The 13650-nt window shown below is 69.8% G+C and carries 12 protein-coding genes; 7 read left to right on the plus strand and 5 right to left on the minus strand.

The features are described 5' to 3' along the window. Nucleotides 1-55 precede the first annotated feature (55 nt). The 3 genes from NQK35_RS09870 to NQK35_RS09880 all read right to left on the minus strand — a co-directional run bounded on the left by NQK35_RS09870 (nucleotide 56) and on the right by NQK35_RS09880 (nucleotide 3855). Nucleotides 56-1177 carry an alpha/beta hydrolase gene (locus NQK35_RS09870; protein ID WP_373567098.1) on the minus strand — a complete coding sequence of 374 codons (1122 nt, stop codon included), beginning with the start codon at nucleotides 1175-1177 and terminating at the stop codon, nucleotides 56-58. Nucleotides 1178-1289: 112 nt separating this feature from the next. Further along, entirely contained in the window at nucleotides 1290-2447 is a 1158-nt protein-coding gene (metX, locus tag NQK35_RS09875) for a homoserine O-acetyltransferase MetX (protein WP_048742773.1), read from the minus strand. An 82-nt stretch (nucleotides 2448-2529) separates the two neighbouring features. Beyond that, nucleotides 2530-3855, minus strand: a complete 1326-nt coding sequence (locus tag NQK35_RS09880; RefSeq protein WP_257114069.1) for an O-acetylhomoserine aminocarboxypropyltransferase/cysteine synthase family protein — start codon at nucleotides 3853-3855, stop codon at nucleotides 2530-2532. Between the two features lie 461 nt (nucleotides 3856-4316). Here NQK35_RS09880 and NQK35_RS09885 point away from each other — a divergent pair, with 461 nt between their 5' ends. After that, nucleotides 4317-5621, plus strand: coding sequence for a C40 family peptidase (locus NQK35_RS09885; RefSeq protein WP_257114070.1), 1305 nt, complete (start codon nucleotides 4317-4319; stop codon nucleotides 5619-5621). Nucleotides 5622-5693: 72 nt separating this feature from the next. Here the strand turns inward: NQK35_RS09885 and NQK35_RS09890 are convergent, their stop codons facing one another. After that, nucleotides 5694-6395 (minus strand): 2'-5' RNA ligase family protein, encoded by a 702-nt coding sequence (locus tag NQK35_RS09890; RefSeq protein WP_048727639.1) that lies wholly within the window; start codon nucleotides 6393-6395, stop codon nucleotides 5694-5696. Nucleotides 6396-6466: 71 nt separating this feature from the next. Beyond that, complete coding sequence (locus tag NQK35_RS09895) at nucleotides 6467-6961, minus strand: inorganic diphosphatase (protein ID WP_257114071.1); 495 nt, start codon at nucleotides 6959-6961, stop codon at nucleotides 6467-6469. A 117-nt stretch (nucleotides 6962-7078) separates the two neighbouring features. On the opposite strand from NQK35_RS09895, the gene dacB reads away from it, so the two are divergent. From dacB to folE, 6 genes are all read left to right on the plus strand, one after another. Further along, on the plus strand, nucleotides 7079-8419 hold the full coding sequence (gene dacB, locus NQK35_RS09900) for a D-alanyl-D-alanine carboxypeptidase/D-alanyl-D-alanine endopeptidase (RefSeq protein WP_257114072.1): 1341 nt from the start codon (nucleotides 7079-7081) through the stop codon (nucleotides 8417-8419). A 4-nt stretch (nucleotides 8420-8423) separates the two neighbouring features. Continuing rightward, the gene (locus tag NQK35_RS09905) at nucleotides 8424-9266 is read left to right on the plus strand and encodes a hypothetical protein (protein ID WP_009212523.1); all 843 of its coding nucleotides are present in this window, start codon (nucleotides 8424-8426) and stop codon (nucleotides 9264-9266) included. Beyond that, nucleotides 9256-10365, plus strand: coding sequence for a tRNA lysidine(34) synthetase TilS (tilS, locus tag NQK35_RS09910; RefSeq protein ID WP_257114073.1), 1110 nt, complete (start codon nucleotides 9256-9258; stop codon nucleotides 10363-10365). Before NQK35_RS09905 ends, tilS begins: the two co-directional genes overlap by 11 nt. 89 nt (nucleotides 10366-10454) lie before the next feature. Then, on the plus strand, nucleotides 10455-11009 hold the full coding sequence (hpt, locus tag NQK35_RS09915) for a hypoxanthine phosphoribosyltransferase (protein WP_009212520.1): 555 nt from the start codon (nucleotides 10455-10457) through the stop codon (nucleotides 11007-11009). Between the two features lie 22 nt (nucleotides 11010-11031). Next, nucleotides 11032-13083 (plus strand): ATP-dependent zinc metalloprotease FtsH, encoded by a 2052-nt coding sequence (gene ftsH, locus NQK35_RS09920; RefSeq protein ID WP_257114074.1) that lies wholly within the window; start codon nucleotides 11032-11034, stop codon nucleotides 13081-13083. After that, a complete protein-coding gene (gene folE, locus NQK35_RS09925; protein ID WP_009212518.1) occupies nucleotides 13080-13649 on the plus strand; it encodes a GTP cyclohydrolase I FolE in 570 nt (189 codons plus the stop codon). Before ftsH ends, folE begins: the two co-directional genes overlap by 4 nt. Nucleotide 13650 lies beyond the last annotated feature (1 nt).

The following is a 13650-nucleotide window of genomic DNA, read 5'->3' on the forward strand; positions in this document are numbered from 1 at the left end:
GGGCGGTGGTGGGGCCCGACGCCGGGTGAATCGCTGACGTCGGTCCCCACCTGTCTCACTTGACGAAGGCCGCCAGCCATCCCAGCATCGTGTCGTAGACGGCTTCTCGCACGGGAGCATCCGAGAGAACCAGGTCGTGCTTGCCCGGGAAACGCGCGATCGTCACCATGTTCGACAGGTTGAGGCTGCGCTGAGCGATCACAACCGGATCCAGGACGGTGTCGGAGACGAAGGCACGTTCGCTCCACTCCTCGTCGAAGTACGCGGAGGTCGACACCATCGACAGGACCGGGCACTCCAGCGCCACGTCCTTCTCGATCGTCTCGTGCCCGGCCATGATGGCCTCCAGCCAGGAGGCGGGCACCGGGTAGGATTCGGGGCGCTTCCACTCGTGGGCAATCGGCCATCCCGCGACCGACGGGTCATCCTCGGCGAGCCCGGCCGGGATGGGCAGGCCCGACGAGGCGCGCCCGGCGAGGGATCGGCCGTAGAGGCCCGATCCTCCCGTGGGCACCTCCCACATCGGGCTGCGCGAGGCGATCCTGCCGATCACGGGCGCCATCGCCCCGCGCCAGGCGCTCATCGACTGCATCTCCAACCATGCCGAGTTCAGGATCAGGCCCGCCAAAACCCCGGGGTGACGATGCGCCCACAGGGTGGCGATGAGGCCCCCCGTCGAGTGGCCCATGAGGACGAGGGGATCGTCGTCGCGCTCGTCGCGGATAAGCTCGATGGCCAGGCCGATCTCCTCGTCGTAGACGGAGAGGTCGTCGGCGTAGCCGATCGTCTGGTGGGGGCGAAGGCTGCGCCCGTACTTGCGCATGTCCAGCGCGTAGAAGGCCGCGCCAGCGGCGGACAGGCGCTGGGCCATCTCCGTCTGGAAGAAGTAGTCGTTGCGCCCGTGCAGGTACAGGACCGTCACGCGCGCGTCCGTCGTGGGAGTCGCGCGCACGAGGGTGGCCACGCACTCTCCCTCCGCGTCGTCCAGGAGTTCGATCGTGCGCGAGGAGAAACCCGGGCCGAGGATGTCCGGCGCCCAGTCCCGGCCGGGGGGACCCGCCTCGCCCCACGGCGCCATGACGTCGCGCTCGGGCGCGGCCTCGTGCGAGGCGTCGGTGGGGACACCGGAGAAACCGGAGAGATCGGCCGCTTCGGGGCGTGCGTGCCCCGAAGCCATCGGATCGGTGGATGCGCTCATAGGGTCAGCATAACGCGCTCAAAGGTGGACCTGGCGAGCGCGACGCGGACGCCGGGAGCGGCACGCGCGAGGGAGGGGGCCGGTCGCGACCCTACGCGAAGGACGAGGCGCGAGAAGGGATGCGCTCGTTGAGAAACTCATCCAGGAGGGCCGTGAGCTGGTCCGACTCGATGAGGAAGCCGTCGTGACCGTGGTCGGAGTGAATCTCGCGGTAGAAGGCACCCGAAATGCCCGACGCCATCTGCCAGACCTGCTCGGGGTAGAACAGGCGATCCGAATCGACGGCGACGGCGAGCGTGCGCGCCGTGACGGACTTGAGGGCCTCGGCAACTCCGCCGCGGTCGCGGCCAACGTCGTGGGAGAGCATCGAACGACACAGGGCCACGTAGGAGCCGGCGTCGAAACGGCGCACGATCTTCTCGCCGTGATAGTCCAGGTAGGACTCGACCGCGAGGCGCCCGCCGTGCAGGGGATCCTCGTCGTTTTGGGGGATCCGGCCGAAACGCTCGTCCAGCTCGGAGGGAGAGCGGTAGGTCGTGTGCGCGATCTGGCGGGCCAGGGCCAGGCCTGCACAGGGTCCGGGCCCGGCGTAGTAGTCGCCGCCCCGCCACGCAGGATCCAGCTGGATCGCGCGGATCTGCGTGTGGGTCCACGCCGCCTGCTCGGCGGTCGTCTGCGCGCCCGACGCGACGACCACCAGGCGCTCCACCCGCTGGGGGTAGGTCACCGCCCACTCGATGGCGCGGTGACCGCCGAGGGACGCGCCGACCACGAGGCTCCAGGAATCGATCCCCAACAGGTCGGCCAGACGCGCCTCGGCGCGGACCTGGTCCCGCGTGGACACGACCGGGAAACGCGACCCCCAGGGCGCGCCGTCGGGGGCAAGCGAGGCCGGTCCCGTGGACCCCTGGCATCCCCCCAGGACGTTCGCGGCGACCACGAAGTAGCGTTCCGTGTCAATGATGCGCCCCGGTCCCACGATCTTCTCCCACCAGCCGGGGGTGGGCTGCCCGGGGGCGGCCTCGCCGCACACGTGCGCGTCCCCGGTCAGGGCGTGCAGGATGAGCACCGCGTTCGAGGACGCCTCATCGAGGGTTCCCCACGTCTCGTAGGCGAGGGTGACGCTGGGCAGGACCGTCCCGTTCTCCAGGCGCTGGGCGCCCAGGTTGGCGAATTGGCGCAACGCCGGCGGATCCCCTTCCCGCCACGCGCCGGACGTGGGAGCTGGGGGGAGGCTGTGGCGGCTCATCGTATCCTCTTTCGTCTCTCTCGTGACTCGCTGCTCCGTGGGTCGGGTGGTGGCGGCGCGGGAGGGGCGCCGCCACCGTGGCTTAGGCGGTGGCTGCGCGGGCGGCGTCAAAGCCCAGCTGCAGGTCGGCCAGAATGTCCTTGATGTTCTCCAGGCCGATCGAGAGGCGGACGGTTCCGGGTGCAACGCCGGCCTTGGCGAGCTCGTCGGGCGTGAGCTGGGAGTGCGTCGTCGAGGCGGGGTGGATGACCAGGGACTTCGCGTCGCCGATGTTGGCCACGATGGGGAGCAGGCGCACGCCGTCGGCGAAAGCACGGCCGGCCTCGTAGCCGCCCTTGATGTCGAAGGACAGCAGGCCGCCCACGCCCAGGGGAGCGTACTTTCGGCCCAGCTCGTAGTAGGGGGAGGACTCCAGGCCCGCGTAGTTGACCGACTCGACGTCCGGGTGCTCCTCGAGGAAGCGCGCGACCGCCAGGGCGTTGGAGACGTGACGCTCGACGCGCAGGGACAGCGTTTCGATGCCCTGCGAGATGAGGAACGCGTTGAAGGGGGAGGTGACGGCCCCGAGGTCCCGATTGACGAGCGTCTGGATGCGCAAGAGGAAGGCGAGGTTCGCGCCGAGGGCGCCCCCCACGCCTAGGTCGCGGGCGTAGACGAGGCCGTGGTAGGACTCATCCGGCGTGTTGTACAGCGGGAAACGCTCGGGCTGGGAGGCGAAGTCGAAGGCGCCGGAGTCCACGATAGCGCCCGCGATGGACGTGCCGTGGCCGCCCAGATACTTGGTCGCCGAGTGGACGACGATGTCTGCTCCCCACTCGATGGGCCGCACGAGGTAGGGGGTGGCGACCGTGTTGTCGACGATGAGTGGGACGCCGACCTCGTGTGCGGCCGTCGCGATCGGTTCGATGTCGAGGATGTCGCCGCGGGGGTTGGGGATGGATTCGCCGAAGAAGGCCACCGTCTTGTCGTCGGCCAGGGCGCGCCATGCCTTCGCGTCGAGCGGGTCGGGAACGAATCGGGTCTCGATGCCCAGGCGTCCGAGCGTGTTCTTCAGGAGAGTGACCGTGCCGCCGTAGAGGGAGGGGGAGGCGACGATGTTGTTGCCGGCCACGGCCAGGGCGAGGAGCGACAGGGCGGTCGCCGATTGGCCGGAGGACACGAGCAGGCCGCCGACGCCGCCCTCGAGGGCGGCGATGCGGGCGGCCACCGAATCGGTCGTTGGGTTGTTCAGGCGCGTGTAGATCGGGCCGAGCTCTCGCAGGGCGAAGCGTCCGGCAGCCTGTCCGGTATCGGAGAAGGCGTAGGAGGAGGTCTGGTAGATGGGCAGCGCGGTCGCGCCCGTCGATTCGTCGATGGCGAATCCTGCGTGGATCTGCTTGGTCTCGAAGGCCCAGTCGTTGGTGGTCATTGGCGGCTCCTTGCGTGGGGTGGCGTGTCGTCGTTGATTCCCCGGAGGCGGGCCGCGTGGGCGTGGTGTGCATGCGTCGAGGCGCGTCCCGCTGTCGGGGGACTGCGCGGCAGTCGCTTGTGCTGACGCGCAGTCAGCGGCGCATTCGACGGTTCATGCCCCCTATCTTTCGGTATTCGCGGCGGGAGCGCCGGGGCTGTTTCGCATGGCGGACGTGTGTGACGGGGCGATTGGGCGGGCGATGGGTCGGTGGGGTGGTGCATATCACGAGTGGGCTGGCGGGTGAGGAAATCTCGTCGTAATTGCTCGGTATTCATGGTGCGAATGTTGCAGATGTTGTGATTGTGATGTTTGTGAGATCTGGGAATCTTGTTGCGTTTGTTGCCAAGCGTGACGAAAGTGGTTAGGCTCGTTCTCATGTACGCGCCCACGGGCGCTTCCGCCAACGAGATGAGACGACGATGAGACGACGCGGATCCATCCGCCTGGGCCTGTCGGCACTGGCCGCATGCGCCCTCCTGGTCCTGCCCCAGGTGGCACAGGCCGCCCCCTCCGAGGAGGAGATTGCCGCCGCGAAGGCCGCCGAAGAAGCGGCCAAGATGAGCGTGGCGCAGATCGAGGTCAAGCTGGCGGAAGTCTCCGCGAGCGCGGCAACCGCGACCCAGAACGCGCAGATCGCGGGCGAGGACCTCAACGAGGCCAACATCGCGCTGGCCGAGGCGAGCGCGACCGCCACGCAGGCCTCGGCCGATGCGGATGCCGCCGAGGCGGCGTTCAACGAGGGCAAGCAGCAGATCGCGTCCGTCGCCCAGGCGGCCTACCGAGGCGGAGGGGGGTCGCTCGATGCGATCGCCCCCTACCTCGGCTCCGACGGGCTGCGCAGCGTCGAAGCCAAGCAGGCAGGCATCAGCTCCTTCTCTGCCTCGGCCGAGGCGAAGATGCAGAACGTCGCCGCCCTCGAGCAGGTTGCCAAGGTGACCCGCGAAGCGGCCAATAGTGCGCTGGCCAGCCAGGAGGCTGCCACCGCCGAGGTGCAGGCGCGCACCGACGCGGCGAATCGAGCCGCGGCTACCGCTCAGAACGAGGCGGCCATCGTCGCCGCTCAGCGCAACGCCTACGTGCAGGAGCTTGCCGCCAAGCAGAACACGACCGTCGACCTGATCAATCAGCGCGAGGCCGCGCTCGAGGCGGAACGCCAAGAGGCCGCCCGCGTCGCCGCCGAGCAGGCGGCGGCTGCCGCCGCTGCCGCTGAGGAGCGCCGCCAGGCGGAGGCTGCCGCGGCCCAGGCCCAGGCCCCGTCCGTCGCGGACGACGATGACGATGACGACGGCGACACGGCTCCCTCCTACACCCCGCCGTCATACTCGCCTCCCGCCTACACTCCGCCCGCTTCCTCCGGTGGTGGCGCCGCCACCGCAATCGCTGCGGCAAAGAGCTACCTGGGCGTGCCCTACGTGTGGGGCGGGGAGTCCTACGGTGGCGTGGACTGCTCGGGCCTGACGATGCTCGCGTGGGGCAGTGCCGGGGTTGATCTGCCGCACCTGTCGCGCGCCCAGTACGGCTACGGAACGCACGTCCCGATCGGCTCCATGGAGGCGGGGGACCTCATCTTCTGGTCCTCCAACGGAACCCAGTCCGGCATCTACCACGTCGCGATCTACCTCGGCGGCGGTCAGATGATCGAGGCGCCCACCTTCGGTGTGCCCGTGCGCATCACCGGCGTCTACAGCTGGGGGTCGATCATGCCCTACGCCGTGAGGCTGTGAGGACCGGCGCCCCGCGGACCAGTCCATCGGTCCGCGGGGCGCGGGACGCCACCGGACGCGGCGGAGCCGGGGTCAGTGCTGAACCGCCCAGTAGCCGCCCATCGAATCGAACCGCAGGGCGTGCAGGCGTTCGGGCGCGAGTGCGACGGGAAAGCCAGTGACCCGTCCGGTCAGCCGCGCGAGCGCGTCACGGAACTCGCCGGGGGGCAGCGGCACGGGCATCGCCGGCCGGTAGTAGGCCACGGTGATGTGGGGCGTGAACGGCCCGGAGGGGACGACCTCGTCGAACAAGCCCCGGGCCATCAGCAGCTTGCGGTGCTCCTCCTCGTCCACGGCCCTGACCCCGATGACGGCGCTCGTGTTCATCATGTTGAAGACCGCGGTGGCCACCGTGCGGATGGGGCCGATCCCGCGCGCCCGTGCGACCAGTGCGCTCGCGCGCGCCGAGCTGGCCTCCACCAGGGGCCGGACCTGGTCCCGGTCCGGGGAGGCGTGGAGGTCGTGGAGCGTCACGTGCGCCATTTCCACTGGCAGCGGCTCCGACAGCGACTCGCCGAAACGGGCATGGAGGTCGCTCGCGATTGATCCGACGAGATCCCGGACCCGGTCGTCGAGGAAGTAAGCGACCGTGTCCCCGTGGAAGGGCCGCAGCGAGCCGGAGCGCGGGGCCACCTTCTCCTCCAGTGACGGGGGCAGTGCGAACACCGGCTCGTAGGGGACCGAGTCGGTCTGGAACGATCCGATGCGCTCGTCGAACTCGTGGAGTGTTTCCAATGCGGATCCCTTCTACGGGTGGGGTTGGCGCTCGTGCGCGGGCGGGGTGGCCCGCCGTGGCGTGCCGGGCCCTAGTGCCCCGCCTCGCGCTCCTTGAGGCGCTCGTAGGAGCGGCGGATCTCGGCCTCGGCATCCTCGCGGCCAACCCAGTGGGCGCCCTCCACGCTCTTTCCGGGTTCGAGGTCCTTGTAGACCTCGAAGAAGTGCTGGATCTCGAGGCGGTGGAACTCGGACACGTCCTCGATCTCGGTGCGCCACGAGGCGCGCTGGTCGGACGCGGGGACGCACAGGACCTTGTCGTCGCCGCCCTTCTCGTCGCGCATGCGGAACATTCCCAGCGCGCGGCAGCGGATCACGCAGCCCGGGAACGTCGGTTCCTCCAGGAGCACCAGGGCATCCAGCGGGTCGCCGTCCTCGCCGAGCGTGTCATCGATGAAACCGTAGTCGTCCGGGTAGCGGGTTGACGTGAAAAGCATGCGGTCCAGGCGGATGCGTCCGGTCTCGTGGTCGATCTCGTACTTGTTTCGATTTCCCTTCGGGATCTCGATGGTCACGTCGAATTCCATGGCTGGCCTTCCGCGTCAGCCCCCGAAACTCGGGGGTCCAGGTGGTTGTGTCGGGGCAGGGACGGGTACTGTAGCTACCGAGGTAACCACGAAGGGACATCCATGCAACGCACGTCTATGGGGACAATTGTAAGCGCTAGCGCCGCTCTTGTGGGCACGGCGGCGCTGGTGGTCGCCGGTTGCTCGCCGTCCGGTCCCGCCGCCGCGCCTCCCCCCGCGCTCCCCACGCTCGACGCCGCGGTTGCCTCGCAGGGGACCCAGGCCTCGTCCACGCCCGTCGACCCCGCCAACGTCGAGGAACTGTGGGCGCCCGTTGCCGCTGCCGCCGCCGCCGGCGGGTACACCGCCTGGGGCACCGTCGTGGACGCGCAGACGGGCCAGGTTCTCCTCGACGCGGAGGCATCCACCCCGCACACCCCCGCGTCCACGACCAAGACCCTCACCGCCTTCACCGCCCTGGCACACCTGGACCCCACGGCCACCCTCACCACCAGCGCCCTCCTCGGCGCCGACTCCCACACCCTCTACCTCGACTCGGAAGGGGACCTGCTCCTGGGAATCGGGGCCTCGGAGACGAGGGAGGTACCCGGGCGCGCGGGCCTGCAAACCCTAGCCGACGACACGGCCTCCGTCCTTGCCCAGCGAGGCGTCACCTCGGTGACCCTCGACTGGCGGGGAACGCTCTTCGAGGGCGCATCGCACCTGTCCTCCTGGGACGCGCAGGAGGTGGGAGCCTATGAGGGGGAAGTCGGCCCCATGGCGATTGACGCCGGGCGCACCTACGAGGGCGCAAACGACTTCTACTCCGATTCCCCTGCCCGCGTCGCCCAGGTGTTCGCCCAGGCCCTCGGCGCCGCCGGAATCAACGCGACCCTCGGCGAGGCAGGCGAACCCCCCGCCGGGGCGGCCGCCCTCGCCACCGTCAGCTCCGCGACGATGGGCGAGCAGCTGCGCTGGATGCTCGCGCACTCGGACAACACCCTCGCCGACCAGTACTGCCGCTTCGCCGCTCGCGCAGCCGGAGCGCCCGCGACCTACGAGGGGGCGACATCCACGGTCGCCTCGACCCTGAGCGCCGCCGGCGTCCCCACCGACGGCCTCTTCCTCGAGGACTGCTCCGGCCTGTCCAGCAACGACCGCATCAGCGCCAACACGCTCGTCGGAGTCCTCAAGGCCTCCTACTCGGGGCAGGGAACAAGCGCCGACACGATGCGCCTGCTGCCCTGGGCGGGACTCGTCGGCACGCTCTCCAAGCGCATGACCGAAGAACCCGCCGTCGGCAACGTCCAGGCGAAGACCGGAGCGCTCGCCGAGGTCTCCTCCCTCTCCGGGTCCGTCATCACGCGCGGGGGGCGCGTCCTCCTGGTATCGATCGGACACGACCAAGTCACCGCGGGAGCCCTCGCCACGCGCGGCCGCCTGGACGCCTTCGAGGAGGGCCTGGCCGGGCTAAACTAGGGTCATGGATATGCCGTTTGGCCCGCGCGACGTCGCGGGAGTTCTCGCCTCGCTGTCCTACGCGGGACCCTCGGCCTCCCGCGTGGGTGCCTCTGCTGTCGTCGCGCGCCTGCGCCGATCCGTGGCCTGGTCGGACCGCAGGCTCGCGCAGCTCTCGACCCTGTCCGACGCGTCGCGCACCGTCGCCGCGTCCCCGACCCTCGTCGTCGATCGCCGCGGACTCATCTCCACGGTGGGGGCGCTCATGGACCGCTTCGAGGACGCGCGCACGCCCCTCGTTCTGGCCGCCGAGGCCGTGATCCTGCGCTCCCTGGCCAAGAGCGCCACCGGCATCTGGGACGTGATTCACGGGCGCCGGATCCTGGTCGCACCCAACGTTCTCGCCGACGCGCAGCGTTACGCCCTGGATCAGACGGACTGGTGCCGCTGGGTGTCCCTGTGTACGGGCCTGCGCGCCGTACACCTCACTCACGCGCCCCACCTCGTGCCCTACATCGCGGAGCTGATCCAAGCCCTGCCCCAGCGAAGCGACGAGCTCGTGCGCATCGTGCTGCTCCTGGACGCCCTCCCCACCGCGCAGATGGAGGTCCTCACCCCCCGCGATCTGCCCTCGATTCAGTGGCTGCGCACCCACCGCGCCCAGGCCGGGGGAGTGGCCCTCGTCCGCGCGTGCGCGGCTGCCGGAATGCCCCTGGCAGGGGTCGAGGCCATCTGGGCGCAGACCGAGGGATTCGCGCGCACGGTCGTGCGTGAGGGGGCGCTCGCGGAGCTTCTGTCCGGCGTGGACGCGCTCCCCAGCGCGGGCGAGTACGCCGAACCCGCAGCGTGGCTGGCGCGTGTGCGCTGACGCCTCGCGCCTGGTGGGCCCCAACCCCTCCGGCCCCCTGCGTGCCTGCTCCCTTGCGGTGCGCGCTGCCCTGCACCCGATCCTGGCGGGAGGCACTCGCGCGCGCCGACTCGTCGTGGGCCTGTCCGGAGGAGCGGACTCGCTGGCCCTCGCCCTGGTCACCGTCGACGCGGCCAGCCGGGCGGGCGTGCCCGTCGTGACCGTGACCGTCGACCACGGGCTGCGCCCCGGCAGCCGCGCCGAGGCCGAAAGCGTCGCCGAGCTGGCGCGCTCCCTGGGGGCCGACGCCATCGTCGAGACGGTGACCGTTCCGAGCCGCGGCGCGGGCGGCCCCGAGGCCGCGGCGCGAGATGCCAGGCGCGCCGCCCTTCGCGCGATCGCCGCGAGCGAGCACGCCCCCGTCCTCCTCGGACACACCATGGAGGACCAGGCCGAAACCGTTCTGCTGCGTCTGGCCAGGGGGTCCGGCCCTTCCTCGCTGCGTGCGATCGCGCCGCTTGCTCGCGACGAGGCCGGCGTCACCTGGCTCCGTCCCCTCCTGGGCTTGCGGCGAGCGGACACCGCGGGAGCATGCGCCCAGGCGGGCCTGACCCCGGTCGAGGATCCGACCAACGCCGTCGACGGACCGTGGAGGGCGGCCGACGGTAGCCCGCTGCGACGCAGCGCCCTGCGTCACCGTGCCCTGCCCGCCCTGGCCTCGGCCCTGGGAATGGACCCCGTTCCCGCGCTCGCGCGAAGCGCCCAGCTGTGCGCGGACGACGACGACGCCCTGCGGCAGTGGGCGAGGCAGCTCACCCGGGGCGCGCGCTCTGGCGACGCGCCGGAACCCGGGCCGAGCGGCGTGTCCCTGAGCGTGTCAGCCCTCGCGCAGGCCCCCCGCGCGGTGCGCGCCCGAGCCGTGAGAGAGGCGGCGTCGCGGGCGGGACTCGGAGCGCTTTCGCTGGCCAACGTCGAGGCCGTGGACGGTCTCGTGGTCGCCTGGAGGGGACAGGGGCCGATCGACCTGCCCTCGGGGAGCGCCTCGCGCGTGGGACGCGGGGCCGAGGCGCGAATCGTCTTGTCTCCCCGAGCGGGGAGCCCGGCGTTGCGCTCACAGTGAGAATCTCGCTCTCCGTGGGGCGTCGGCGCGGATCTGTGGCACGCTTATAGTGGAATCGCTCGCGTAGCAACACACGAAAAGAGGACACGGTGGACGCCACCGACATGGGAAACGACCTCAAAGAGATCCTGGTGACCGCCGAGGATATGGACCGCAGGCTCGGCGACATGGCCGAAGAAATCGACCGCGACTACGCGGGCAAGGACCTCCTCGTCGTGGGTGTCCTGCGCGGCGCCGTCATGGTCATGGCGGACCTGTCGCGCAAGCTTCACACCCCCCTCGAGATGGACTGGATGGCCGTGTCCTCCTACGGGTCGGGCACCAAGACCTCCGGCGTCGTTCGCATCCTCAAGGACCTCGACCAGGATGTCGCCGGGCGCCACGTCCTGATCGTCGAGGACATCATCGACTCGGGCCTGACGCTGTCGTGGCTGCAGGCCAACCTCGTGGGGCGTGGGGCGGCCTCCGTGCGTATCGCCACCGCGCTGCGTAAGCCAGCCGCCGCGAAGGTGGATGTCGAGGTCGCTTACGTGGGCTTCGACATCCCCGACGAGTTTGTCGTCGGCTACGGCCTCGACTACGCGGAAAAGTACCGCAATCTTCCCTTCGTGGGGACGCTGCAGCCCCACGTTTACAACAACTGAGACGACCAACCTGTAGGGACGCATGAACGAGAGAACGAAGACTAAACGCCCCAGCCTCGCGTGGGTGGCGATTCCGCTGATGGTCCTGCTCGCGGGGGGATGGTTCCTCTGGCAAACCCTGCAGCCCCAGTCCGTGAACACCTCGGAGGGCCTGGCGCTCATCTCGGGCGGCACGGTCGAGAAGGTTGTCCTCAACGAGGGAACGCAGCAGGTGAACCTGACGCTGACCGAGAACTACCACCACGAGGGCACGGGCGGCGACGACCGGAGCGCCGACCTGGGTAAGCACGTGTACTTCACCTACTCCTACGCTCAGACGAAGGAGATCCTGGACGCCGTGGCCGCGCAGGCTCCCGCCAAGGGGTGGAACGCGGTGCGCCCGCAGTCCGGCGCCCTCGGATTGGTCCTGCAGATTCTCGTCCCCCTGCTCTTCATCTCCGCTGCCTTCTACTTCATCATGCGGTCGATGTCGGGGTCGCGAATGATGGGCGGATTCACGGCCTCGCGCGCCAAGGAATTCAACCAGGAGCGCCCCGACGTGACCTTCGCGGACGTCGCCGGCGAGGACGAGGCCGTGGAGGAGCTGGAAGAGATCCGCGAGTTCCTGGCCTCTCCCGACAAGTTCCACAAGGTGGGCGCGCGCATTCCCCGCGGCGTCCTGCTCTACGGTCCCCCCGGGACGGGCAAGACCCTGCTGGCCAAGGCGGTCGCGGGCGAGGCGAACGCCCCCTTCTTCTCGATCTCGGGCTCGGAGTTCATGGAGCTGTACGTCGGCGTGGGCGCGTCCCGCGTGCGCGAGCTCTTCGAACGCGCCAAGAAGAACGCCCCGGCCATCATCTTCGTGGACGAGATCGACGCCGTTGGCCGCCACCGCGGAAGCGGCATCGGCGGCGGCAACGACGAGCGCGAACAGACGCTCAACCAGCTGCTGGTCGAGATGGATGGCTTCGACGAGCGAGCCAACATCATCCTCATCGCGGCCACCAACCGCCCCGACATTCTCGACCCGGCGCTGCTGCGTCCCGGCCGCTTCGATCGCCAGATCGCCGTCGAGGCACCCGACCTGAAGGGCCGCGAGGCGATCCTGAAGGTTCACGCGCACGGCAAGCCGCTCACCGAGCAGGTGGACCTGCGTCAGATCGCCAAGCGCACCCCGGGGTTCACCGGCGCGGACCTGGCCAACGTCCTCAACGAGGCAGCCCTGCTGACCGCGCGATCCAACATGCGTTTCATCGACGAGCGTGCCATCGACGAGGCCATCGACCGCGTCATCGCTGGCCCGCAGAAGCGCACGCGCGTCATGAACGACCACGACAAGGCGGTGACCGCCTACCACGAGGGCGGCCACGCGCTGGCCGCCGCGGCCCTGAACTACACGGATCCCGTCACGAAGGTGACGATCCTGCCGCGCGGGCGCGCGCTGGGCTACACGATGGTCATGCCCACCGAGGATCGCTTCAACAAGACGCGCAACCAGCTGCTGGATGACCTCGTCTACAGCATGGGCGGCCGCGTGGCCGAGGAGATCGTCTTCCGCGATCCCTCGACCGGCCCGGCCAACGACATCCAGCAGGCCACCAAGACCGCCCGCGCCATGGTCACGGACTACGGCATGAGTGATCGCATCGGCATGGTGAAGCTGGGTGAGAGCGACACCGAGGCCTTCGGGCACGGCTCGGGAGAGGGGCCTCGTGCTTTCTCCGACGAGACCTCCGCCATCATCGACGAGGAGGTCCGTCGGCTCCTCGACAACGCGATGCGCGAGGCCTGGCAGATCCTCACGACGAACCGGGCGATCCTGGACACGCTGGCCGCCCGGCTCCTGGAGGAGGAGACCCTGGATGAGGCTCAGTTGGCCGAGATCTTCAGGGACGTCGTCAAAGCCCCCGAGCGTCCGGTGTGGAACTACCAGTCGGACGCCGCCGTTCCCGGTGCCGTCCTGGGCAACCCGGTCGGCCTGGGGTCGCCTCAGGTCGGAGGCGCGCAGGAGGTCGTCTTCGAGGCGCCGACGATCGACGTCACGGACGTGGTGGGCGAGCCGGACTCGTCGGCCGATGGTGAGGAACAGTCGTGACATACGATCCTGCTGGTGTGGAGAAGGCGTCGCGTGACCTGCTGGTCGCGCTCGGGGAGGATCCGACGCGCGAGGGCCTGGTGGGTACCCCGGAGCGCATGGCTCGCGCATGGCGGCAGATGTGCTCGGGCCTGGCCGAGGATCCTCGCGAGCACCTGCGCACCCAGTTCCATGCGGGCACCGACGAGCTCGTTCTCGTGCGTGACATCACGTTCCATTCGGTGTGTGAGCATCACCTGCTTCCCTTCTTTGGTCGCGCCCACGTGGGCTACATCCCCCGCGGAGGCGTGGTGACGGGGCTGTCGAAGCTGGCCCGCCTGGTCGAGGGGTACGCTCGTCGGCCCCAGGTGCAGGAGCGGCTGACCGCCGAGGTCGCCGACGCCATCGACGAGGTCCTGCACCCCCAGGGAGTCATCGTCGTCATCGAGGCGGAGCACATGTGCATGTCGATGCGCGGCATCTCCAAGCCCGGATCGTCGACCGTGACGAGCGCCCTGCGCGGCATCATGAACGACGGTGCGACCCGGGCCGAGATGATGGCCCTGGTGCTGTCGGGAAGCCGCTGAC

Source organism: Schaalia odontolytica (assembly GCF_024584435.1).
Taxonomy (GTDB): Bacteria; Actinomycetota; Actinomycetes; order Actinomycetales; family Actinomycetaceae; genus Pauljensenia.